The organism is Aquabacterium sp. NJ1, from assembly GCF_000768065.1.
Lineage (GTDB): Bacteria > Pseudomonadota > Gammaproteobacteria > Burkholderiales > Burkholderiaceae_C > Aquabacterium.
In genome coordinates this window covers 4,705,719-4,727,040 of the sequence record NZ_JRKM01000001.1, presented here as the reverse complement: position 1 = coordinate 4,727,040, position 21,322 = coordinate 4,705,719, and the positions used below count along the sequence as shown (strand labels likewise).

General features: G+C 64.7%; 21 protein-coding genes. 10 read left to right on the top strand and 11 right to left on the bottom strand.

Features of this window, described 5'->3' with window-relative positions:
• The first annotated feature begins 16 nt into the window (after positions 1-16).
• From JY96_RS20425 to JY96_RS22615, 3 genes are all read left to right on the top strand, one after another.
• A complete protein-coding gene (locus tag JY96_RS20425) occupies positions 17-1,027 on the top strand; it encodes an inorganic phosphate transporter (RefSeq protein WP_035040232.1) in 1,011 nt (336 codons plus the stop codon).
• Positions 1,028-1,039: 12 nt separating this feature from the next.
• The gene (locus JY96_RS20420) at positions 1,040-1,897 is read left to right on the top strand and encodes an NAD-dependent protein deacetylase (protein WP_052162806.1); all 858 of its coding nucleotides are present in this window, start codon (positions 1,040-1,042) and stop codon (positions 1,895-1,897) included.
• A gap of 97 nt (positions 1,898-1,994) precedes the next feature.
• Positions 1,995-3,647, top strand: coding sequence for an ATP-binding protein (locus JY96_RS22615; RefSeq protein WP_081961508.1), 1,653 nt, complete (start codon positions 1,995-1,997; stop codon positions 3,645-3,647).
• A 14-nt stretch (positions 3,648-3,661) separates the two neighbouring features.
• Here JY96_RS22615 and JY96_RS20405 read toward each other — a convergent pair whose 3' ends face one another.
• The 7 genes from JY96_RS20405 to yfbR form a co-directional block, all read right to left on the bottom strand.
• Entirely contained in the window at positions 3,662-4,423 is a 762-nt protein-coding gene (locus JY96_RS20405; RefSeq protein WP_035040229.1) for an ABC transporter permease, read from the bottom strand.
• Positions 4,420-5,346: an ABC transporter ATP-binding protein gene (locus tag JY96_RS20400; protein ID WP_035040228.1), complete on the bottom strand. Its 927-nt coding sequence runs from the start codon at positions 5,344-5,346 to the stop codon at positions 4,420-4,422. The genes JY96_RS20405 and JY96_RS20400 overlap by 4 nt, the downstream gene beginning before the upstream one ends.
• Before the next feature lie 48 nt (positions 5,347-5,394).
• Positions 5,395-6,042 (bottom strand): ATP-dependent Clp protease proteolytic subunit, encoded by a 648-nt coding sequence (locus JY96_RS20395; protein WP_035040225.1) that lies wholly within the window; start codon positions 6,040-6,042, stop codon positions 5,395-5,397.
• Positions 6,043-6,107: 65 nt separating this feature from the next.
• Positions 6,108-6,563, bottom strand: coding sequence for a hypothetical protein (locus tag JY96_RS20390; RefSeq protein WP_035040222.1), 456 nt, complete (start codon positions 6,561-6,563; stop codon positions 6,108-6,110).
• 92 nt (positions 6,564-6,655) lie between these two features.
• A complete protein-coding gene (locus tag JY96_RS20385; RefSeq protein ID WP_052162804.1) occupies positions 6,656-7,567 on the bottom strand; it encodes a GAF domain-containing protein in 912 nt (303 codons plus the stop codon).
• A 77-nt stretch (positions 7,568-7,644) separates the two neighbouring features.
• A complete protein-coding gene (locus JY96_RS20380; protein WP_035040219.1) occupies positions 7,645-9,273 on the bottom strand; it encodes a SulP family inorganic anion transporter in 1,629 nt (542 codons plus the stop codon).
• A gap of 4 nt (positions 9,274-9,277) precedes the next feature.
• Positions 9,278-9,883 (bottom strand): 5'-deoxynucleotidase, encoded by a 606-nt coding sequence (yfbR, locus tag JY96_RS20375; RefSeq protein WP_035043830.1) that lies wholly within the window; start codon positions 9,881-9,883, stop codon positions 9,278-9,280.
• A gap of 126 nt (positions 9,884-10,009) precedes the next feature.
• Between yfbR and JY96_RS20370 the strand changes: the two genes are divergently transcribed.
• The 7 genes from JY96_RS20370 (at position 10,010) to JY96_RS20340 (ending at position 17,288) form a co-directional block, all read left to right on the top strand.
• Positions 10,010-10,390: a DUF3592 domain-containing protein gene (locus JY96_RS20370; protein WP_035040217.1), complete on the top strand. Its 381-nt coding sequence runs from the start codon at positions 10,010-10,012 to the stop codon at positions 10,388-10,390.
• 120 nt (positions 10,391-10,510) lie between these two features.
• Positions 10,511-11,614: an efflux RND transporter periplasmic adaptor subunit gene (locus tag JY96_RS20365; RefSeq protein ID WP_035040215.1), complete on the top strand. Its 1,104-nt coding sequence runs from the start codon at positions 10,511-10,513 to the stop codon at positions 11,612-11,614.
• Positions 11,611-14,934, top strand: coding sequence for an efflux RND transporter permease subunit (locus JY96_RS20360; RefSeq protein WP_035040212.1), 3,324 nt, complete (start codon positions 11,611-11,613; stop codon positions 14,932-14,934). Before JY96_RS20365 ends, JY96_RS20360 begins: the two co-directional genes overlap by 4 nt.
• 38 nt (positions 14,935-14,972) lie before the next feature.
• Positions 14,973-15,194 carry a DUF2892 domain-containing protein gene (locus JY96_RS20355; RefSeq protein WP_035040210.1) on the top strand — a complete coding sequence of 74 codons (222 nt, stop codon included), beginning with the start codon at positions 14,973-14,975 and terminating at the stop codon, positions 15,192-15,194.
• A gap of 19 nt (positions 15,195-15,213) precedes the next feature.
• Positions 15,214-15,552 carry a metal-sensing transcriptional repressor gene (locus JY96_RS20350; protein ID WP_052162999.1) on the top strand — a complete coding sequence of 113 codons (339 nt, stop codon included), beginning with the start codon at positions 15,214-15,216 and terminating at the stop codon, positions 15,550-15,552.
• A 95-nt stretch (positions 15,553-15,647) separates the two neighbouring features.
• Entirely contained in the window at positions 15,648-16,922 is a 1,275-nt protein-coding gene (locus tag JY96_RS20345; RefSeq protein WP_035040207.1) for an NAD(P)/FAD-dependent oxidoreductase, read from the top strand.
• A 72-nt stretch (positions 16,923-16,994) separates the two neighbouring features.
• Positions 16,995-17,288, top strand: a complete 294-nt coding sequence (locus JY96_RS20340) for a metal-sensing transcriptional repressor (RefSeq protein ID WP_035040205.1) — start codon at positions 16,995-16,997, stop codon at positions 17,286-17,288.
• 13 nt (positions 17,289-17,301) lie between these two features.
• Here the strand turns inward: JY96_RS20340 and lgt are convergent, their stop codons facing one another.
• The 4 genes from lgt to glnT form a co-directional block, all read right to left on the bottom strand.
• A complete protein-coding gene (gene lgt, locus JY96_RS20335; protein ID WP_035040203.1) occupies positions 17,302-18,108 on the bottom strand; it encodes a prolipoprotein diacylglyceryl transferase in 807 nt (268 codons plus the stop codon).
• A gap of 28 nt (positions 18,109-18,136) precedes the next feature.
• A complete protein-coding gene (locus JY96_RS20330; RefSeq protein WP_035040192.1) occupies positions 18,137-19,315 on the bottom strand; it encodes a D-alanyl-D-alanine carboxypeptidase family protein in 1,179 nt (392 codons plus the stop codon).
• Positions 19,316-19,461: 146 nt separating this feature from the next.
• A complete protein-coding gene (nikR, locus tag JY96_RS20325) occupies positions 19,462-19,932 on the bottom strand; it encodes a nickel-responsive transcriptional regulator NikR (protein ID WP_200883536.1) in 471 nt (156 codons plus the stop codon).
• Positions 19,933-19,936: 4 nt separating this feature from the next.
• Positions 19,937-21,298, bottom strand: coding sequence for a type III glutamate--ammonia ligase (gene glnT, locus JY96_RS20320; protein ID WP_035040190.1), 1,362 nt, complete (start codon positions 21,296-21,298; stop codon positions 19,937-19,939).
• Positions 21,299-21,322: the final 24 nt, after the last annotated feature.

Below are 21,322 nucleotides of genomic sequence, written 5' to 3'. Positions count from 1 at the left end.
TCCCGAGAGGCTGACCATGACAACCATGCACGTGGCCCTGTGGGTCATCGTCGCGCTGGTGGTGCTGGCACTGCTGTTCGACTTCATGAACGGCTTCCACGATGCTGCCAACTCGATTGCCACCGTCGTCTCGACCGGTGTGCTGCGCCCCACGCAGGCCGTGGTGTTTGCCGCGTTCTTCAACTTCGTGGCCATCTTCATCTTCCACCTCAGCGTGGCGGCCACCGTGGGCAAAGGCATCGCCGACAAGGGGGTGGTGGACGTGTACGTGGTGTTCGGCGCGCTCAGTGGGGCGATCACCTGGAACGTGATCACCTGGCTGTACGGCATCCCCAGCAGTTCGTCGCACGCGCTGATCGGAGGCATCGTCGGGGCCGTGATGGCCAAGGCCGGTGCGGGCGCCCTGATCGGTGCCGGCATCATGCGCACCGTCACCTTCATCTTTGTCTCGCCATTGCTGGGCTACCTCTTTGGCTCGATGATGATGGTGCTGGTGGCCTGGCTGTTCCGCCGCATGTCGCCCTCGCGTGTGGACGGCTGGTTCCGTCGCTTGCAGCTGGTGTCAGCCGGCGCCTACAGCCTGGGCCATGGCGGCAATGACGCGCAAAAAACCATCGGCATCATCTGGATGCTGCTGATCTCGACCGGTTATGCCTCGGCCAGCGACACCTCGCCCCCGACTTGGACCATCGTCTGCTGCTACCTGGCCATCGGCGCGGGCACCATGTTCGGTGGCTGGCGCATCGTCAAGACCATGGGCCAGAAGATCACCAAGCTCAAGCCCGTGGGCGGCTTCTGTGCGGAAACCGGCGGCGCCATGACGCTGTTCATTGCCACGGCCATGGGCGTACCCGTGTCCACCACCCACACCATCACCGGTGCCATCGTCGGGGTGGGCTCGGTGCAGCGCGCCAGCGCCGTACGCTGGGGCGTGGCGGGCAACATCGTGTGGGCATGGATCCTCACCATCCCGGCGTCTGCTTTTGTAGCGGCTTTGGCCTACTGGATCAGCCTCAAGCTGTTCTAAGATCCGGTCACCATGACCGAACATGCAACAGCCAGCCACGACATCGAACGGCTGGCTGTTTTGCTTTCTGGCGGGCCCTTCGCGGTGCTCACCGGTGCGGGCCTGAGCACGGCCAGCGGCATCCCGGCCTACCGTGATCGCCACGGTCAGTGGCAACACCGCAAGCCCATCCAGCACCAGGACTTCCTGAAGTCTGAAACCGTCCGGCGCCGCTACTGGGCGCGCAGCTTTGTGGGTTGGCCGCGCGTGGCGCAAGCCCAGCCCAGCGATGGGCATGCCGCCCTCACCCATCTCTGGCGTGCCGCGGCGCTGGGGGCGCTCATCACGCAAAACGTGGACGGCCTGCACCAGAAGGCGGGCTGCGACGATGTGATCGAGTTGCACGGCGGCATCGACCAAGTTCGCTGCATGGCCTGCCAGCAGGTCTACGCCCGTGCGCTCGTTCAACAGTGGCTCGCTCAGTGCAACCCCGACTTCGCCTCTGACACGGTGGGAGCCGCCGGGCCCGCCCCCGATGGGGATGCGCAACTGGAGGACGCCAGCTACGCCGGCTTCCGCATACCGGCATGCCCGGCCTGTGAAGGTATCCTCAAACCGGACGTGGTCTTTTTCGGGGACAACGTCCCCAGGGAACGCGTTGCGGGGGCCATGCAGGCCGTCGAGCAAGCCCATGGGCTGCTGGTCGTGGGCTCCTCGTTGACGGTGTATTCCGGCTACCGTTTTGCCGAGCAGGCGCATCGCCTGGGCAAGCCGGTGGTCGCCATCAACCAGGGCGTCACCAGGGCCGACCCCATACTCAGAGCCAAGATCGAGCTGGACTGCAACCACGCACTCGCCAGACTCTGCCAGGCCTTGTCCATCCAACCCTGATTGCGCGGTAACCACACTGTGGCGCTGCACAGGCTTCCTCGCCCACAATGGCCACAGGCCCCCAGGTCGCACAGCATCCAGCACATTGGGAGACGGCATGGCTCATCTGGCGCTTCAACCCGTTCGACTGGAACGCATCATCCAGATGCAATCCCTGATCGTGCAGGCCGTGTTCGATCTGGACCGGTTCATGCAGCTGGTGGTGGACAACCTGCAGGAACTGACCCACGCGATGGGTGCGGTGGTCGAGCTGGTGGACGGCGACGACATGGTCTACCGGGCTGCCAGCGGCTGCATGGCGCCCTATGTAGGCATGCGGCTGGCCCAGGCGTCCAGCCTGTCTGGCTTGTGCGTGCGGACCACCGAGGTGCTCACCTGCAGCGACGCCGAGTCTGACCCCCGCGTTGACCTGGATGCATGCCGCCGGGTGGGTGTCAGGTCCATGGTCTGCACGCCCTTGCTGCAAGGTGGTCAGGCCATCGGGGTGCTCAAGGTGATGTCCAGCCAGGTCGCGGCCTTTGACGCCAACGACGAACAGGCCTTGCGCCTGATGGCCGATGTGCTGGGTGCCGCACTGGGCAAGCAGATGGCCTTCGACCAATTGACGAAGGCGGAAGAACGGCTGCGCGCCAGCGAGGCCTTTCTGGACCGCACGGGGCGTGCCGCAGGCGTGGGCGGCTGGGAGCTCGACATGCGTGCGGGCGAGCTGATCTGGTCGGACCAGACCCGCCGCATCCACGAGGTGCCGCCGGACTGGAAACCCGAGCTGGACAGCGCCATTGGTTTCTACGCGCCACAGGCCCGGCACCTGATTCGCCAGGCCGTGGAGCGCGCCGTGCAGGATGGCACATCATGGGATCTGGAGCTGCCCATGCGAACCGCCAAGGGCCGTGACATCTGGGTGCGCAGCTGTGGCGAGGCGGAGCGTGACCACGATGGCATCGTCCGCCTGATTGGGGCCATTCAGGATGTCACCGAGCACCGGCTGCGCAAGGACGAGTTGCGGCGCGAGCAACAGCTTCGCAACGAGATCGAGCGCCATGCGGCGGAAACCAGGGCCTTGCTCGCCGAACGCAGCGACATCCTCAACGTGCTGGCCCACGAAGTCAGGCAACCCTTGAACAACGCTTCTGCCGCGCTGCAAAGTGCTGCACGGGTGCTCACGGACATCCACGAGTCGACGGTCTCCCAAAGGCTGTCGCGCGCCAGGACGGTCATGAGCCAGGTGCTGGCCAGCATCGACAACACCCTGGCCGTGGCGACCTTGCTGGCCCGATCCTCGCCTGCGGAACGTGTGGACGCCGATATCGACACGCTCATCGAGGTCACGATTGCCGACATCGCCGAAGACCAGCAACACCGCATCCAGATCGAACGCGCCACGAGCACGCGCACCGCTGCCATGGACACGAGCCTGATGAGGCTGGCCTTGCGCAACCTGTTGTCCAACGCCTTGAAGTTCAGCCCGCCCGACACCCCGGTGAAGCTGCGGCTGAGCGACAGCGATGAACCACTGGCCCTGGTGCTCGATGTCATCGACCGGGGCCCGGGCATTGCGCCTGCACTCGTGCCCAATCTGTTTGAACGCACCGCCAGGCCCGAAGCGGCCTCACTGGGCGCGGGCCATCACCTGGGGCTGTACATCGTGCGCCGGGTGATGGAGCTGCACGGCGGCCAGGTGCAATTGCAGCGCAACGGCCCCGATGGCGTGACCATGCGCCTGCTGCTGTGCCTGGCGCCTGGTGATTGACCCGATCGCCTGCCTCAGCGCTTGAGCTTGTAGCCCGTCTTGAAGATCCAGGCCACGATCAGCAGCGAGGCCGCCGTGAAGCCCAGCGTCATGGCCAGGCTCACCGCCAGGCCCACGTCGGCCTGCCCATGGAAGCACCAGCGGAACCCGCTGATCAGGTACACCACGGGGTTGAACAGCGAGATGGTCTGCCACATGGGCGGCAGCATCTTGATCGAGTAAAAACTGCCCCCCAGGAAGGTCAGCGGGGTGATGATCAAGAGCGGCACCACCTGCAGTTGCTCGAAGCTGTCTGCCCACAGGCCGATGATGAAGCCCACCAGGCTGAAGGTGACGGCGGTCAGCACCAGAAACAGCAGCATCCACAGCGGGTGCTCGACGTGCAAGGGCACGAACAACCCGGCTGTGGCCAGAATGATCAAGCCCAGGATGATGGACTTGCTGGCTGCCGCCCCCACATAACTGAGCACCACCTCGAACGACGACACCGGCGCAGACAACAACTCGTAGATCGTGCCGGTGAACTTGGGGAAGTAGATACCGAACGAGGCATTGGAGATGCTCTGTGTGAGCAGCGACAGCATGATCAGCCCCGGCACGATGAAAGCACCGTAGCTGATGCCATCCACCTGCTGGACGCGTGACCCGATGGCGGCCCCGAACACCACGAAGTACAGCGAGGTCGAGATGACCGGCGAGATGATGCTTTGCATCAGCGTGCGACGGGTGCGGGCCATCTCGAAGCGGTAGATGGCGCGAATGGCGTGGAGGTTCATGTTTCGTCCTTCACCAGATTGACGAAGATGTCTTCCAGCGAGCTTTGGGTGGTCTGGATGTCCTTGAAGCGGATGCCCGCGTCGATCAGGGCATTGAGCAAGGTGGGCACGTCCACGCTATCGTCCTGCGCGTCATACGTGCACACCAGCTCCTCGCCATCGGCGGACAAGGCCAGCGCGTAGGCCGACAAGCCAGGCGGCACTTGAGGCAGCGGCTGGGTCAGGTGCAGCGTCAACTGTTTCTTGCCCAGCTTGCGCATCAGCTCGTTTTTCTCTTCGACGAGGATGATCTCGCCCTTGTTGATCACGCCGATGCGGTCGGCCATTTCCTGCGCTTCTTCGATGTAGTGCGTGGTCAGGATGATGGTCACCCCGGCTTGCTGCAACTGGCGCACCAGTTGCCACATGTCGCGGCGCAGGTTCACGTCCACGCCTGCGGTTGGTTCGTCCAGGAACAGGATCTGGGGCTCGTGCGACAAGGCCTTGGCGATCAGCAAGCGCCGCTTCATGCCCCCGGACAAGGTGATGATCTTGTTGTCCTTCTTGTCCCACAGCGACAGGTCCTTGAGCACCTTTTCTATCAGCGCCGGGTTGGCCGGTTCGCCAAACAGGCCGCGGCTGAAACTGACCGTGTCCCACACCGTCTCGAAGGCATCGGTGGTGAGCTCCTGCGGCACCAGGCCGATGAGGCTGCGCGTCTGGCGGTAGTGCTGGCCGATGTCCTGCCCGGCTACCAGCACCTGGCCTTCAGTGGCCGTGACGATGCCGCAGATGATGCTGATCAGCGTGGTCTTGCCGGCGCCATTGGGGCCCAGCAAGGCCAGGATCTCGCCGCGCTGGATGTCCAGGTTGACGTGCTTGAGCGCCTTGAAGCCCGAGGCATAGGCCTTGGACAGGTTGCGTACGGTGATGATGGGCTGCATGCGGCAACGATAACCGAAGTGCGTCACGGCCGCTGCCGGCCCTCAGGTTCACCGGCTGGCGCTCGATGGCTTCTTCCGGACAGGTGTCTTTTTGGATGAAGCGCGCTTGCCCGCTGGCCGCTCGTCCCTGGACAAGCGGCGGCTGATCTCGTCGGAATCCATCCAGAAATCAGAGCCCTTGATGATGCTGTCCAGCTCGGCGTCCGACAGCACGCGCGCACAGATGCGGCGCATCACCTTCTCGAACCATTTGCCCACGGCGGCCACTTCGGCCTGCTGCTCGTTGCCCTTGCCCGAGAACACGCCGGAGTAGGTGTGCAGCATCAGCTGGCAGTTGTCGTGCACGAACAACTCGTCGCCGCTGAGGAAGATCATGGCGGCCATGGAGTAGGCGCGCGCTTCCAGCACCGTCACCACCTTGGCCTCACTGGCCGCGATGTTGTTGATGATCTGCAGCCCGGTGTTGAAGTCCCCGCCCGGCGAGTTCAGGTGGATGTAGATCAGGTCGGTGTCGGTGGCCGTGCGCAGGGTGTAGTACAGCTCGGTGTAGTACTGCGGCTCGATCAGCTCGCCGCTGATGTAGTAAGACACCTGCCTGACGGGCGCCTGGCGCTCGAAGCGGATCAGGCCTTGAAAGGGTACCGTTTCCACCACCCCATCGTCATCGGCGCCGCGGGCTTGCACTGGATGCAGCATGGGCTTGTCTCCTCAGCATGAAACCTTGATTATGGTTTCATGCCGAGCGAGCAAGCTGCCTGCGATCAATCCCGATCGTGGCCGCGGCCGCGGCCGGGATTGTCTCGGCCATGATCACGGTGGTCACGGTCATGGCCATAGGCATTGCCTCGGCCTGGGCGGTCACGGCGGTCTCGGTCGTTGCGATCACGCTCATGCTCGTGCTCCCAGCGATCCCGCACCCAGTCCTCCCGTACGAAGTACACCGGCTGCCCGCAAGCGCTGTAGCGGCTGCAATAGCGGCGCCAGTCCCGCTGGTGCGCAGGCGGCACATACAGGTAGATCGGGCGTTGGTAAACAGCCACGGGCGAGGGCTGGATGATCATCGGCTGCGGGTACACCAGAGCCGGTTGCGGGTAGTTGCCGATGTCGATGCGGCCATACACGCCGGGCTGGTTGATCCCGATGGACACCCCGACGGAGGTCTGGGCGAAAGCGGGCACGGCAGCCAGGGTTGCGAAAGCAAGAAGCAGTTTTTTCATGATGGTCTTCCGGTATTGAAGATGCACATTCAACGCAAGGCCCAGCGCCCGAGCTGACCAAGGCGGGCCTGCTTTACCGGAATTTACCCCCGTCAGAGGTAGAGCGCCACCAGCTCGGTCACCTTGTCTTCCACCAGCACGGGCAGCCACAGGCAGGCTTCGCTGCCAGGCAGGCGCGCAGCGGGCTCGGTCAGGGCCGGCACGCCGCAGCCCACAGCCTTGGTCAGCCGCGCATCGGCATCCAGCAGCTTGATGACGTCGCCAGACTGCCCCAGATCACCAGCCTGCTCGCAATGGCCGGCAGCCAGCACAAGCTGAGCGCCAGCGCGGTCCATCACCCAGCGCTCCATGCGCCGGGCAATCGGTGTTTCGCGGCCGGACAGCAGCATCAGCACGTAACTGGCGTGGCTTGTGGAACAACAGGGCATGGCCATCGCGCGGCAGATGCCGGCATCCGTGGCGGCCTCACCGCGCAGAAAGCGTGCGTGGGTGTCTGCCTGGCCCATGATGACGGCCTCGTCGCGCTGCCAGGCCATGCCGGGGGCGCCGGTGCCACGGGGCAAAAATGCGTCGCGTGAGAGGCGCTCGAACTCAGGCGGCAAGCCGCCGTAGTAGCCGTCCAGCAAGCTCATGTCCGAGCTGATGCGGGTGTCGTTGCGCCACAACTCCATCGCCCCCTTGCTGTTCGGGTCGTCGCCACCAAACAGGGTCACCACGGCCGTCAACTGGCCGGCAACAAAAAAGGGAACGGCCACGGCACAGGTCAGGCCAGCGGCCTTGGCTGCGCTGGTGCGCCGAAAATGCGAACCCTCGAACTGCTTGAGCAAAACCGGGTGGCCCAAGTCCCAGGCCTCGCCGGGCAAGCCCTCGGCGCGCCCGAAGCACATGGCGCGGCTGACCGCCGCAAAGCTCAAGGCCTCACCAAAGGCGCCTGCACCAAATTCAAGCAAACTGTGATCAGAAGCGGGCAGCCAGATTTCGGCCGCGCGAATAAAGGACGTCATGCATCAACCTCAGCGTCATGTTTTGTGTGAGCGCATGAGGCAAGCAAAACCCGCACCATGTTGGCGCCAACGCTGGTTCAGTGCTGTTTGCCCTGGCTGCCCCGGGCCAGCTTGACGGCATCATCGATGCTCAGCACGTTCAGCGTCACCTTGGGCAAGGCGGCTCGCTGCAAGACGATGTAGGCGGGGTTCTTCAAGCGGGCCAGCATCAGGCGACGGCCTGCTTGTTGCAGCCAGGCGCTCAGGTCACGCAAGGCCTCGACGCAACTGCCGTCCAGATCGGGGGACTCCTCCAGGCTCAGGATCAGGGTCTGCGCAGAAGGGTGCCTTGCCACTTCGTCCCGCACCTGCGCCATCAGGCTTTCCACATTGCCAAAAAACAAGGGCGCCTCGGGCCGCACGATCAGCATCCCCTCCTCCGGCACCGCCATGGGGGACAGCTTCAGGTCGATGAAGTCATGCCCTTCGTCCAGCCGGCCCAGCACGGCCAGGCGGGCCTGCGCCAAGCCACGCAGGGTCATGAACAGGCTGATGCCGATCGACACCAGCAAGCCATCGAGCACCCCCAGCCACAGCACGGCCGCCACCGCCAGCAAGGCCACCAGCCGGTCACGCTGCCAGATGAAATAGGGCCTGAAGACCTGCGGGTTGAGCATGTGGCTCACCGCGTGGATCACGATGGCGCCCAGCACCGGTTCGGGGATATAGGCCACCAGGGGTAGCAGGCTGAAGGCCACCACCAACAGCACGACCAGGGCCACCAGCCCCGCCCAACGGGTTTTCGCCCCGGCTGATTCGTTGGCCACGCTGGCCGAGTACCCGGCGCCAACCGGCATGCCGTGCACCAGGCTGCTCAGCACATTGGCCACGCCCAGCGCCAGCAGATCACGGTTGGGCTTGACCTCGTCACCGTGCTTGAGTGCCAGCGTGCGGATCGCCCCGTAGGACTCCGCATACAGGATCAGGACCATGGCCACGGCCAGTTCGCCCAGGCGCAGCCACTGCTCGCGGGCCAAGGCGGGCAGCGCCGGCTGATTGAGGTGCAATTCGATCACGCCCACGCGGGCCACACCCCAATCCTCGAGACGCAAATGGTGCTGCGCGGCCATGCCTGCCACCATCACCAGCAAGGCGCCCGGCCAGCGCACCCCTGGGCGCGCGAACACAGCCAGCGCCAGCAAGGACAGCCCACCCAAGGCCAGACTGAGCCGGTGCCAGTGCGCCACCTGCGCGGCAACGCCTTGCAGCATCGACGGCACATCGTGCCCAACCACGCTGATGCCCAGCAAGCGCGGCAATTGTTTGATGATGATGATCAGCGCCAGGCCAAACGCGAACCCACGCAAGACAGGCTTGGATATGAAGGCCGACGCCGCGCCCACCTTCGCGCTGGCACCGAGCAGGAACAGCAAGCCGGTCAACATGACCAGGCCGGCAGCCAGCTCCATGCGTAAAAGGGTATTGCCCCCGGCCAGCGACCCTGTGGCCGCCAGCAGCACCGCCGCCGATGACGAGGTGGCCGACACAATGGCGAACCGGCTGGTGCCCAGCAAGGCGTAGCTCAACAAACCGGCGAACAAGGCCAGCACGCCCGCCTGTGGCGGCATGTTGCCGATACCGGCATAGGCCACCGCTTCTGGCAGCAGCAGGCCGGCTACCGACAAGCCAGCCAGAACATCCCGCCAGCGTGGTCTATCGAATGCCAAGGGCTCACTCCCCTTGCATCAAGGAGTCCAGCGTCAACTCGTAGGCCGAACCGAAGGTCTCCAGGAAGCAGGCCACTTCGGGCGTCATGTGCTCGTCGATCTTGGCCCGCACCTGGGTGGCCGCCTGGGCGAACTCCGTGTTGCCGTAGCGCAGCTCGGCGCGGCACTTCAGCCACGCAGCGAGGCGGTCGGCGGACTTGATCAGGCGGGCCTCGTCATCAGGCCATTCGTGGTGATCCATGGCGGCGCGCAGCGCGGGGCGTACCGACTCGGGCAACAGACGCAGCATTTCCTCGCAGACCTCGCCCTCCAGATTGGCCGTGGCGTGGCGCATGGCCGGCGAGTACTTCACGGGCGTGGGCAGGTCACCGGTGATGGCTTCGGTGGCGTCATGAAACAAGGCGCGCGTGGCCACCGAGTTGGGGTCAACCTGCTTGCCCAGCACGTCGCGGGCGATCACGGCCAGCGCGTGCGCGAGGATGGCCACCTCCCAACTGTGCTGGGCGACATCCTCCTCGACCGCATTGCGCATCAGGCCCCAGCGCTTGATGAAGCGCAGACGCGACAGGTGGGCGTAAAAAGGGCTGTGCGAAACGGCAGATTGAGGCATAAACGAGAAAAACCGGCTGAGCGGGAACAAGCCTTGATCTTCGCGCAAATCGGCGGCGCGCACGAAGGCGCATCAACGAATTGCAACCCTGGCACCACACGCCGCGCACACTGACCGACGCCCACCATGCCTGACGACCTGGGAAAGTACCTGATCATCGCCTTCGTGCTCATCCTGGGCGTGGCAGCCTGGCGCGCCTGGCAGATCAAGGAAGGCAGCCCGAACTGGCCGTCTGTCGAGGGTGAAATGCTGGAAGCCCGGGCCCGGCAGCACAACGAAACCGGCGACCAGCGTGGTACACCCACCCACCACTGGTTTACCGAGGTTCGTTATCGCTACACGGTCAACGGCGTCACCTACACGGGTGACCGCCTGCGGGCCTTTGGTTTGAACCATTTTGACGAGCAACAGGCGCTCACTGAAATCGCGCCCTTCCAGCCAGGCACGAAGGTGAAGGTTTACTACGACCCGGCCAAACCGTCGTCCAGCGTGCTGATCCCGGGCTGAGGCCACGCAGGCCAGCCTTGTCTGGTTTAGGGTGGCGCTTGCGCCCACTGAAATACAGCGCTTGCATACCCCGCAGGGTATATGTATACTCCCCACGGTATAGGAATGAGGAGAACATTCATGGCCAGACACCATGCCTTTGTCACGCTGCTCGGCGCCACCCTGGCGGCCGCGTGCTCGCCCGCCCGCAGCGAGGGCGGCAAACTCATGGTCCCCACCATCCAGGTACAGGCGCAATCTCAGGCGGCTGTCATGGAGTGGGATGGCGTGATCCAGGCCGTGCGCCAGAGCACGGTGGCCGCGCAGGTGCCCGGCAACATCACCGCCCTGCTCGTCAAGGCGGGGGACAGCGTGAAAGCCGGCCAGGCGCTTGCCCGTATCGACGACAGGGACACCCAGGCCGCCCTGACCCGCAGCCAGGCCGACGTGGCCCAGGCCGATGCCCAGTTGACCAACGCGCGCCAGCAGTGGGAACGCAGCCAGGCACTCAAGGCCCAAGGCTTCATCAGTGCGGCCGCGCTGGACAGTGCTCAGGCGCAATGGCGCGCCGCCCAGGCTGGCGTGAATGCGGCCAAGGCAGGCCAGGCTCAGGCCGCGCTGGCCAAAGGTTTCACCACCCTGGTGGCACCGTTTGACGGCAAGGTGCTGTCCACCCAGGCGGATGTGGGGGACCTGGCCGCGCCCGGGCGCCCCGTGCTGACCATGTATTCACCCCAGGCCATGCGGGCGGTGGTGCAAGTGCCCGCCTCGCAGGCGGACCGTGTGCGCACGGCCAGCGCGGCCGAAGTCTGGCTGCCGGCAGGTGGGCCGCAGGCTCCGGCGCAATGGGTGCGCGCCACCCGCGTGGTCACCCTGCCCGGCGCCGACCCCGTTTCCCAGACGGTGGAGTGGCGGCTTGACCTGCCGCAGACCACCACCCTGCCCGGCCAGACGGTGCGCGTGCGCTTCAGTGGCATGGCCGCCCCCACATCCAGCGGCACGGCCGAGGCCGGCCTGGTCGTGCCCGCACAGGCCGTGATCCAGCGCGGCGAACTGACCGGCGTGTACGTGGCCCGCGAAGGCCAGTTCATGCTGCAAGCCGTGCGCACCGCGCCCATGAGCGCTCAGGCCACGACCGTGACGGTGCTCAGCGGCCTGCGCGCCGGTGACACCATCGCCCAGAACGCACTCAAGGCGGGCTTGCTCAACGCCAGCCCCCTCAACCCTGCCCAGGTCAAGCCATGAGCACCGAATCCACCCTGGGCGTTTCGGGCCGCCTGGCACGCGCCTTTCAGGACAACGCCCTCACGCCTTTGCTGGCCCTGGTGGCCATGTTGCTGGGCCTGTTCGCCGTGCTAGTCACCCCGCGCGAGGAAGAGCCGCAGATCAACGTGACCATGGCCAATGTGCTGGTGCCCTTCCCCGGCGCTTCCAGCACGGACGTGCAGAACATGATCGCGCGCCCGGCTGAGCAGGTGCTCGGCCAGATTGCCGACATCGAGCACACCTACTCGGTGTCGCGGCCCGGCATGGCGGTGCTCACGGTGCAGTTCAAGGTGGGTGTGCCACGTACCGACGCGCTGGTGCGCCTGTACGACGTGCTCAACGCCAACCAGGACTGGCTGCCACGCAACCTGGGTGCCATGCCCCCCATCGTCAAGCCCAAGGGCATCGACGACGTACCCGTGCTCGCGGTGACCCTGTGGAGCAAGGATGCGCAGGCCGCGCTGGGGCTGGAGCGCGTCGCGCGCAGCCTGGAGGCCGAGATCAAGCGTGTGCCGGGCACCCGCGAAGTGCAGACGATCGGCGGCCCCGGCCAGGCCGTGATGGTGACGCTGGAGCCCAGCCGCTTGCGTGAACGCGGGGTGGACATCAACAGCCTGCAGCAAGCCCTGGCCGCCGCCAACCAGAGCCTGCCGTCTGGCGCCGTGCTGAACCCGCAGGCCGATGGCCGCTCGCAGATGCTGAGCATCGAAACCGGCGAGTTCCTGCGCTCTGCAGACGACGTGGGTAACCTCGTCGTGGGCGTGAGCCAGGGCAAGCCGGTTTACCTGCGTGAAGTCGCCCGCGTCGAATGGGGTGCACAACAGGCCACGCGCCACGTGTGGTTCACGCCGGGTGCAGGCGCCAGCACCGTCACAGGTGCCAGCGCCACTGCCGCTGGTGGCCGTGCGTCCGAGGCCAAGGCCAGCGCAGGCCAGTCCTTCCCCGCTGTCACGCTGACGGTCACCAAAAAGCCTGGCCAGAACGCCGTGGATGTGGCCCGTGCGGTGCGCCAGCGCCTGGACGAGTTGCGCAACACCGTGCTGCCCGCCGATGTGGAGATGAGCATCACGCGTGACTACGGTGAAACCGCCGCAGAGAAAGCCAACAAGCTCATCCAGAAGCTGGCCTTCGCCACCGGCTCCGTGATCCTGCTGGTGGGCCTGGCCCTGGGTCGCCGCGAAGCCGTGATCGTGGGCGCCGCCGTGATCCTGACCCTGACTGCGACCTTGTTCGCATCCTGGGCCTGGGGCTTCACGCTCAACCGCGTGTCCCTGTTCGCCTTGATCTTCTCCATCGGCATCCTGGTGGACGACGCCATCGTGGTGGTCGAAAACATCCACCGCCATCAACAGCTGGACCCTGGCAAACCGCTGCGCGAGATCATCCCCGGCGCCGTGGACGAAGTGGGTGGCCCCACCATCCTGGCCACGCTGACCGTGATCGCGGCCTTGCTGCCCATGGCCTTCGTGAGTGGCCTGATGGGCCCCTACATGAGCCCGATTCCCATCAACTCCAGCCTGGGCATGGCCTTGTCGCTGGGCATTGCCTTCACGGTCACGCCGTGGCTGGCGCTCAAGCTGATGAAGCCACACGCGGCCGCCCATGGTGATGGTGCAGGCCATGGCGAGCACACGGCCCCGGCGCCAACCGGCCTGGCCGGCAAGCTGCAAGGCCTGTTCGACCGTGTGCTGATGCCTTTGCTCGTTTACCGTGGCCGCCGCTGGGCCATGGGCCTGGGCATCGTGGCCGCCTTGATGCTGTCGGTGGGCCTGGCCACCATCCCCTCGTCGGGCCTGGGCGTGGTGCTCAAGATGCTGCCCTTCGACAACAAGAGCGAGTTCCAGGTGGTGGTCGAGATGCCGGCTGGCACCCCGCTGGAAGACACCGCCGCCACCCTGCAGGACATGGGCGCCTTCCTGGCCAAACAGCCCGAGGTGCTGAACCTGCAGGGTTATGCAGGCACGGCCTCGCCCATCACTTTCAACGGCCTGGTGCGCCAGTACTACCTGCGTGCTGACGCTGAACAGGGTGACTTGCAAGTCAACCTGGTGGACAAACACCACCGTCATGAAAAGAGCCACGTGATTGCGCAACGCCTGCGTGTCGATCTGGAGAAGATCGCCGCACGCCATGGCGCACGCGTGAAAGTGGTGGAAGTGCCGCCAGGCCCGCCCGTGATGTCGCCCCTGGTGGCCGAGGTCTACGGCCCGGATGAAGCCGGTCGCGCCCAGCTGGCCCAGCGCGTGGCCAAGGCCTTTGCCGGCACGCCGGACATCGTCGGCATCGACACCAGCCTCAAGGAAGACGCAGCCCGCGTGTTCCTGCGTGTGCAGCGTCAGCGCGCTGAGTCATTGGGCATCCCCGTGGCCAGCGTGGCGCAGGCGGTGCAGGCTGCCTTGTCGGGCGCCGACCCGGCCTACCTGCACGATGGCCAAGCCAAGCTGCCTGTGCCCGTGCGCATCCAGTTGCCGCGTGAATCCCAGATTGGCCTGGACAAGCTGCTGGCCTTGCCACTGCGCGCTGCCAATGGTCAGTTGGTGCCGCTGTCCGAGCTGGTGCGCATCGAGCGCGGCGTGATCGACAAGCCCCTGTTCAGCAAGGACCTGCTGCCCGTGAGCTATGTCTTCGGTGACATGGCCGGCCAGCTGGATTCACCGCTCTACGGCTTGTTCGCCATCCGCAGCAAGTTGAACGAAGCCGCCCTGCCTGATACCGGCGGCATCCAGGAGTACTGGATCAAGCAGCCCTCCGACCCCTACCGCGCCTATGCGCTGAAGTGGGACGGCGAATGGCAGATCACCTACGAGACCTTCCGCGACATGGGCGCCGCTTATGGCGTGGGCCTCATCCTGATCTACCTGCTGGTGGTCGCGCAGTTCAAGTCCTACAGAACGCCGCTGATCATCATGGCGCCCATCCCGCTGACCATCATCGGCGTGATGCCTGGCCACGCGTTGCTGCATGCGCAGTTCACGGCCACGTCCATGATCGGCATGATCGCGCTGGCCGGCATCATCGTGCGCAACTCCATCCTGCTGGTGGACTTCATCGAGCTGCAGGTGGCGCGCGGCATGGCCTTCAAGCAGGCCGTGGTGCAGTCGGCTGCCGTGCGGGCCCAGCCCATTGCCCTGACCGGCATCGCCGCCATGGTGGGCGCTTTCTTCATCCTGGACGACCCCATCTTCAACGGCCTGGCCGTATCCCTGATTTTCGGCATCCTGGTGTCCACCCTGCTCACGCTGGTGGTCATCCCGGTGCTGTATTACGCCGCTTATCGGCGCCAGCACGAAACCGCCTGATCGATGGCGGCACGCTCTTGATTTGAAAGGAAACCACCATGACCGTTGAACGCATGATCCGCATCGTTGCCGGGCTCTTCATCATGATCTCGCTCGCCCTGGGCGTAGAGGGCAGCCCGCTGTTCGTCTCGAAATGGGCGCTGGCCTTCACGGCCTTTGTGGGCGCCAACCTGTTCCAGTTCGGCTTCACCAACTTCTGCCCGATGGCCATCATCTTGCGCAAGCTGGGCTTCAAGGACGGTGCAAGCTGCGCCGCCTGAGACACAAGTTCAGCCCGCCATGAAGCCTCGCAGCCCCAGCCAGGACACGCCGGCACAGCGCTGCGATCAGGCAGCGCTCACCGACGAAAAGAGCCGCGCTGACATCCGCAACCGCCTGCGGCGCGCGGAAGGGCAGTTGCGCGGCATCCAGCGCATGCTGGAAGCGGGCGACCCTTGCGCCGCGATTGCCAGCCAGATGGCCGCGGTGCGCAAGGCGCTGGACAGCACCTATGTGCGCATGACCATGTGCTTCATGGAACAGCAGATGCGTGGCCAGGACGGGCAAGCCGGCGCGGCCTCCGGCGACACCACCGCGGTGCTCAAGGAAATCGAAGCCCTGTTGGGCAAGATTCGCTGAAAAGCCTTGACGATCAGGGCAAACCCTGTAACCTAGTCGCACTGAAAAGCAGATCATTTCAATATACCCATACCCGTATAGGTAAGGAGATTGAAATGGCACACATCGTGATCCTGGGCGCTGGCATTGGCGGCCTGCCCATGGCCTTCGAGATGAAGGAAAACGCACGGCCGGATGACAAGATCACCGTCATCTCGAACACACCCACTTTCCATTTTGTGCCATCCAACCCCTGGGTGGCCGTGGACTGGCGGGACCGCGACGAGATCGAGTTGCCCATCGCGCCGATCCTCGAGAAAAAGGGCGTCGACTTCATCGCCGTGGGCGCCCAGCGCGTCCACCCCGAGCAGAACCAGGTCGAGCTCTCCGATGGGCGAATGATCGCTTATGACTATCTGGTCATCGCCACGGGCCCCAAGCTCGCCTTTGACGAGATCGAAGGGCTGGGCCCGCAAGGCCACACCCACTCGGTCTGCCATGTGGACCATGCCGAGCACGCCCGCGAAGCCTGGATGCAGTTCGTGGCCGATCCAGGCCCGATCGTTGTGGGCGCGGTGCAAGGTGCCTCCTGTTTCGGCCCGGCCTACGAGTACGCGATGATCATGGAAACGGACCTGCGCCGCCGCAAGATCCGTGACAAGGTGCCCATGACCTTCGTGACCTCCGAGCCCTACATCGGCCATCTGGGGCTCAACGGCGTGGGCGACTCCAAGAGCATGATGGAGTCCATCTTCCGCGACAAGTCGGTGCGCTGGATCTGCAATGCCAAGGTCACCAAGGTCGAAGCCGGCCTCATGCATGTGACCGAGCACGACGAAGACGGCAAGCCCAAGAAGGACCACACCCTGCCCTTCAAGTACTCGATGATGCTGCCCGCGTTCAAGGGCGTGGACGCCATCTTCGGCATTGAAGGCCTGGTCAACCCACGTGGCTTCGTGCTGATCGACGAACACCAGCGCAACCCGCGCTATCCCAATGTTTTTGCAGTGGGCGTGTGCGTGGCCATCACGCCGCCCGAGCCGACACCCATCCCGACGGGCATCCCGAAAACCGGCTACATGATCGAGTCCATGGTGACGGCCACGGCGCACAACATTCGTGCTCTGCTGGATGGTGCGCAACCGCACGAACACGCCACCTGGAACGCCGTGTGCCTGGCCGACTTCGGGGACCGCGGTGCGGCCTTTGTGGCACTGCCCCAGATCCCGCCGCGCAATGTGAGCTGGTTCAGCGAAGGCTACTGGGTGCACCTGGCCAAGATCGCGTTCGAGAAGTACTTCATGCGCAAGATGAAGAAAGGCACCTCGGAACCCATTTATGAGCGTGTGGTCATGAAGGCCATGGGCATCATGAAGCTCAAGGACCACTGATTCATGGGCGCACCAAAAGGGAAAAGATTGGGCACAATCGAGGCCTGCATCTCTTCCCTCGCAAGCACCCCTATGGCCGCCCTGGACAACGACAAAAGCCGCACTGACATCCTCAACCGCCTCAAGCGCGCGGAAGGCCAGTTGCGCGGCATCCAGCGCATGATCGAAGAGGGTGAAGGCTGCCTGCCCATTGCCACGCAGATGGCCGCGGTGCGCAAGGCGCTGGACAGCACCTATGTGCGCATGACGGTGTGCTTCATGGAGCAGCAGCTGCAGACCCGTCTGGGCGCTGACCTGAGCAAGGACGCTGGCGCCATGGGCGAGATGTTCGACGAGATCGAGACCCTGCTGGGCAAGATCCGCTGACCGATCAGCTGGATCAGGATCCGTTCACCTGAGGCGCGGCCTGGCGGCTGAAGCGCCACCAGAGCAAAGCACCTACAAGGATCATGGGCATGCTCAACCACTGGCCCATGCTCAAGCCCATGCTGAGCAAGCCCAGGAAGTTGTCCGGCTCGCGGGTGAATTCCACCGTGAAGCGCGCCAGGCCATAACCCATCATGAACAAGGCCGTGGCTTGCCCCACGGGCCTGGGCTTGCGCGTGAACAACCACATCACCGTGAACAGCACCACGCCTTCCAGCGCGAACTCGTACAGCTGTGAAGGGTGGCGGGGCAAACCGTCACCGGCGTGCGGGAACACCATGGCCCAGGGCGCATCCGGGCTGGTCACCCGCCCCCACAGTTCACCGTTGATGAAGTTGCCAATGCGCCCCGCAGCCAGCCCCAGCGGCACCAGCGGCACGACGAAGTCAAACAAGCGCAGGTAGGGCACGCCATAGCGGCGCGCAAACAGCCAGCCCGCGATCACCACCCCCAGGAAGCCGCCGTGGAAGGACATGCCGCCCTGCCCCAGGTGCAAGGCATCCATGGGGTGCGCCAGGTAGAACGCCGGCTTGTAGAACAGCACATAGCCCAGCCGCCCGCCGATCACCACCCCCATGGCCCCGTAGAACAGGAACTGCTCGACCTGCGGCGCGGTGATGGGCGCCAGGCCCTGCTTCACTCGCCTGCGGCCCAGCACCAGGAAGAGCACGAAACCCAGCAGGTACATGAGCCCGTACCAGTGGAAGCGGATGGGCCCGACGGACAAGGCCACCGGGTCGAACTGAGGATGAACCAGCATGCGCGCAATGAGACCTTGGCTGCCCGGCTTACTTGAACAGCTTGCGGATGTGCTGCCAGGTCTTCAGGACGAAGCCCGACTGCTCGACCGGTTGCAAGGCCACCAGGTTCTGCTCGCCATAAGGCTTGCCATCGATGGTGGCCACCACCTTGCCCAGCACCGCACCCTGGGCGATCGGCGCCTTGATCTCGGGGTTGAGCTGCACCGTGGTCTTGATCTGCGTGCCCTGGCCGCGCGGCACCATCAGGTTCCAGTCAGCCAGCACGCCGGCCGGCACCACATCGGCCTTGCCAAACAGCACAGGCGCCGAAACCACCGGGGTGTTGGCACCCAGGGCCCTGGCCTTCTCAAACGAGCTGAAGCCCCAGTTGAACAAGGCGCGAGTCTGGTCAGCACGGCCTTGCATGCTGGTGGCGCCCATCACGACGGAGATCAAACGCATGCCGTTGCGCTTGGACGAAGCCGTCAGGCAGTAGCCAGCCGCTTCGGTGTGACCGGTCTTGAGGCCGTCCACCGTCGGGTCGGTGTACAGCAAGGCATTGCGATTGCCCTGCTTGATGCCGTTGAACTTGAATTCCTTTTCGGCGTAGATGGGGTAGTAGTCTGCACTGTCACGGATGATGGCGCGGGCCAGCAGGGCCAGGTCACGCGCAGACGCCAGGTGGTTGGGTGCAGGCAGGCCGGTGGCGTTCTCGAAGTGCGTGTGGGTCATGCCCAGGCGCTTGGCTTCGCTGTTCATGGTCTGGGCAAACGCCTCTTCGGAGCCCCCCAGGTGCTCGGCCATGGCCTTGGAGGCGTCATTGCCCGACTGCACGATGATGCCGCGCAGCATGTCCATCACGGAGGCCGAGCTGTTGAGCGGCAGGTACATGCAGGACTCGGTGCTGGAGCCGCGGCACCAGGCGTTCAGGCTCACACGCACCTGATCGGTGGGCTTCAGACGCCCCGACCTCAACGACTGCTCGACGATGTAGCTGGTCATCATCTTGGTCAGCGAAGCGGGCGGCAAGGGCTCGTCCGGGTTGGACGATGCCAGCACCTGGCCCGTGTCGAAGTCCATCAGCAGGAAGGCCTTGTTGCTCAGGGCCGGCGGCGGAGAAATCTCCACGGCGAAGCTCGACGGAGCCCAGCTCAGGCTGATGAGCCCCAGTGCAATGGCGGATGCGAAACGACGGGCAGAGTGGCGGTATTGTTGTGTGGCGATCATGGTCTGTGCGAATTGGGGGCGGGCCCGAAGCAAAGCCTTCGGCGCCGGCGCCCCGCATTATCAGCCCGTCAGCCCCCTGTGCCGACTCATGTCCATATTGCCGGTTTGTAAAGGGCCGCATCGCCCGCAGCCTTGCTGAGCCCTGGCTAGCCCTTGCTCAGCGGGTGCACCGGCGGGATCGTGGCAGCCATGAGCTGCAAGCGCCCGGTGATGACGCCCCGCAGCGTGCTCATGGCGTCCGCAATCGCCTGCAACTTGGTGGCCGGCCCCTGCACCAGCACGACCTCCAGCATCTGCTTGTCCATCAGGTGCACGTGCAGCGAGCTGATGACCTCGTCGATGTGGTGGCATTGCAGGTCCGACAACTGCTTTTGCAACCCCTTGACGGACCGGTCATACAACAAGGTGATGGTGCCCACCATGACCTGCTCGCCCAACTGGCGCTTGTGCTCCAGCAACTGGTCATTGATCATCGTGCCGATGGCCTGGGAGCGGCTCTCGAAGCCGCGGCGGGCCACCATCACGTCCAGTTCCTGAAGCAGGTCCTCGGGCATCGAGATGCTGATGCGCGTGACCGGGCTGCCTCGGGTGTCGAGCGTTTCGTTCATGGTGGGCATGGCGTCAGAACATGGCGCTGTAGCGGGCCGTTTCCCATTGGCTGACGGACAGGTGGTAGGCCTCCCATTCCTGCGTCTTGTACTTGATGAACTCGTCACGCAGGCCCTTGCCCAGCGTGCGCTCCACCAGCGGGTCGGCGGCAAAGGCGGCCACGGCCTCCTGCAAGGTCTGCGGCAGGAACTCGATGCCGCGCTCGGCGCGCTGGGCATCGGTCAGTTCGTACAGGTTGTCCTCGTTGGGCTCACCGGGGTTCAGGCCTTCGCGGATGCCTTCGAGGCCGGCGGCCAGTGCCAGCGCGGCAGCCAGGTAGGGGTTGACCGCGCCATCGGCATTGCGTGATTCGCAGCGGCCGCCACCTGCCGGGATGCGTACCGAGTTGGTCCGGTTGTTGGAGCCATAGGAGTTGAACACCGGCGCCCAGGAGAAGTAGCTCATGGCACCGCGCCGCACCAGGCGCTTGTAGCTATTCACCGTGGGCGCAAAAACCGCACACAGGGCACGCCCATGCTTGAGGATACCGGCCACGAACTGGTAGCCCAGCGGCGTCAGGCCGATGCCGCGCGGGTCGTCCTTGGGGTCGCAGGCGAACAGGTTCTTGCCCGTCTTCAGGTCATACAGCGACATGTTGAAGTGCGCGCCGTTGCCCGTCTTGTCGGCAAAGGGCTTGGGCATCATGGTGGCCAGCAAGCCCTCTTCTTCTGCGTAGTGCTTGGCCATCATGCGGAAGAACGTCAGTCGGTCGCAGGTGATGAGCGCATCGGCGTAGTTGAAGTCGAACTCGAACTGGCCGTTGGCGTCTTCGTGGTCGAAGGAGTAGAGATCCCAGCCCAGGTTGTTGATGCAGGTGGCCACCTTGTCCAGCCAGCTGAAGTTGTCCATGAAGCCCTTGACGTCATAGCAAGGCTTGGTCAGCTTGTCGCTGGCATGCGGCACGGCCAGGCTGCCATCGGCCTGTTGCTTCAGCAGGAAGATCTCGCACTCGATGCCCAGGTTCATGCCAAAGCCCATCTGGGCGGCCTGGGCCATCACGCTTTGCAGCGCGACGCGTGTGCTCAAGGGGTAAGGCTCGCCCTTGAAGTGGTTGTCGGCCGGCATCCAGGCCACCGTGGGCTCCCAGGGCAGCTGCACGATGTGGCGCAGGTCAGGCACCGAGGTCAGCTCGTCTTCGTTGGGGGCCTGGCCCAGGCCGTCCAGGGCGTAACCGGTGTAGCGCTCCGAGCCGGCGGCCATTTGCGGCAGGTGGTCGATGGGCACCACCTTGGCCTTCTGGATGCCATGAATATCGACATAAGCGCCGATGCAGTACTTCACACCTTTGGCCTTGAGCGACTCTTGGATGGCCAGAACTTCTTGAGAGGCATGCATGCTGAACTCCGTTAGCAACAAACG

Excerpts from the sequence above, each read along its gene's own strand:
- JY96_RS20425 (WP_035040232.1), top strand. The coding sequence starts at position 17 with ATGACAACCATGCACGTGGCCCTGTGGGTCATCGTCGCGCTGGTGGTG.
- JY96_RS20420 (WP_052162806.1), top strand. The coding sequence starts at position 1,040 with ATGACCGAACATGCAACAGCCAGCCACGACATCGAACGGCTGGCTGTT.
- JY96_RS22615 (WP_081961508.1), top strand. The coding sequence starts at position 1,995 with ATGGCTCATCTGGCGCTTCAACCCGTTCGACTGGAACGCATCATCCAG.
- JY96_RS20405 (WP_035040229.1), bottom strand. The coding sequence starts at position 4,423 with ATGAACCTCCACGCCATTCGCGCCATCTACCGCTTCGAGATGGCCCGC.
- JY96_RS20400 (WP_035040228.1), bottom strand. The coding sequence starts at position 5,346 with ATGCAGCCCATCATCACCGTACGCAACCTGTCCAAGGCCTATGCCTCG.
- JY96_RS20395 (WP_035040225.1), bottom strand. The coding sequence starts at position 6,042 with ATGCTGCATCCAGTGCAAGCCCGCGGCGCCGATGACGATGGGGTGGTG.
- JY96_RS20390 (WP_035040222.1), bottom strand. The coding sequence starts at position 6,563 with ATGAAAAAACTGCTTCTTGCTTTCGCAACCCTGGCTGCCGTGCCCGCT.
- JY96_RS20385 (WP_052162804.1), bottom strand. The coding sequence starts at position 7,567 with ATGACGTCCTTTATTCGCGCGGCCGAAATCTGGCTGCCCGCTTCTGAT.
- yfbR (WP_035043830.1), bottom strand. The coding sequence starts at position 9,883 with ATGCCTCAATCTGCCGTTTCGCACAGCCCTTTTTACGCCCACCTGTCG.
- JY96_RS20370 (WP_035040217.1), top strand. The coding sequence starts at position 10,010 with ATGCCTGACGACCTGGGAAAGTACCTGATCATCGCCTTCGTGCTCATC.
- JY96_RS20365 (WP_035040215.1), top strand. The coding sequence starts at position 10,511 with ATGGCCAGACACCATGCCTTTGTCACGCTGCTCGGCGCCACCCTGGCG.
- JY96_RS20360 (WP_035040212.1), top strand. The coding sequence starts at position 11,611 with ATGAGCACCGAATCCACCCTGGGCGTTTCGGGCCGCCTGGCACGCGCC.
- JY96_RS20355 (WP_035040210.1), top strand. The coding sequence starts at position 14,973 with ATGACCGTTGAACGCATGATCCGCATCGTTGCCGGGCTCTTCATCATG.
- JY96_RS20350 (WP_052162999.1), top strand. The coding sequence starts at position 15,214 with ATGAAGCCTCGCAGCCCCAGCCAGGACACGCCGGCACAGCGCTGCGAT.
- JY96_RS20345 (WP_035040207.1), top strand. The coding sequence starts at position 15,648 with ATGGCACACATCGTGATCCTGGGCGCTGGCATTGGCGGCCTGCCCATG.
- JY96_RS20340 (WP_035040205.1), top strand. The coding sequence starts at position 16,995 with ATGGCCGCCCTGGACAACGACAAAAGCCGCACTGACATCCTCAACCGC.
- lgt (WP_035040203.1), bottom strand. The coding sequence starts at position 18,108 with ATGCTGGTTCATCCTCAGTTCGACCCGGTGGCCTTGTCCGTCGGGCCC.
- JY96_RS20330 (WP_035040192.1), bottom strand. The coding sequence starts at position 19,315 with ATGATCGCCACACAACAATACCGCCACTCTGCCCGTCGTTTCGCATCC.
- nikR (WP_200883536.1), bottom strand. The coding sequence starts at position 19,932 with ATGCCCACCATGAACGAAACGCTCGACACCCGAGGCAGCCCGGTCACG.
- glnT (WP_035040190.1), bottom strand. The coding sequence starts at position 21,298 with ATGCATGCCTCTCAAGAAGTTCTGGCCATCCAAGAGTCGCTCAAGGCC.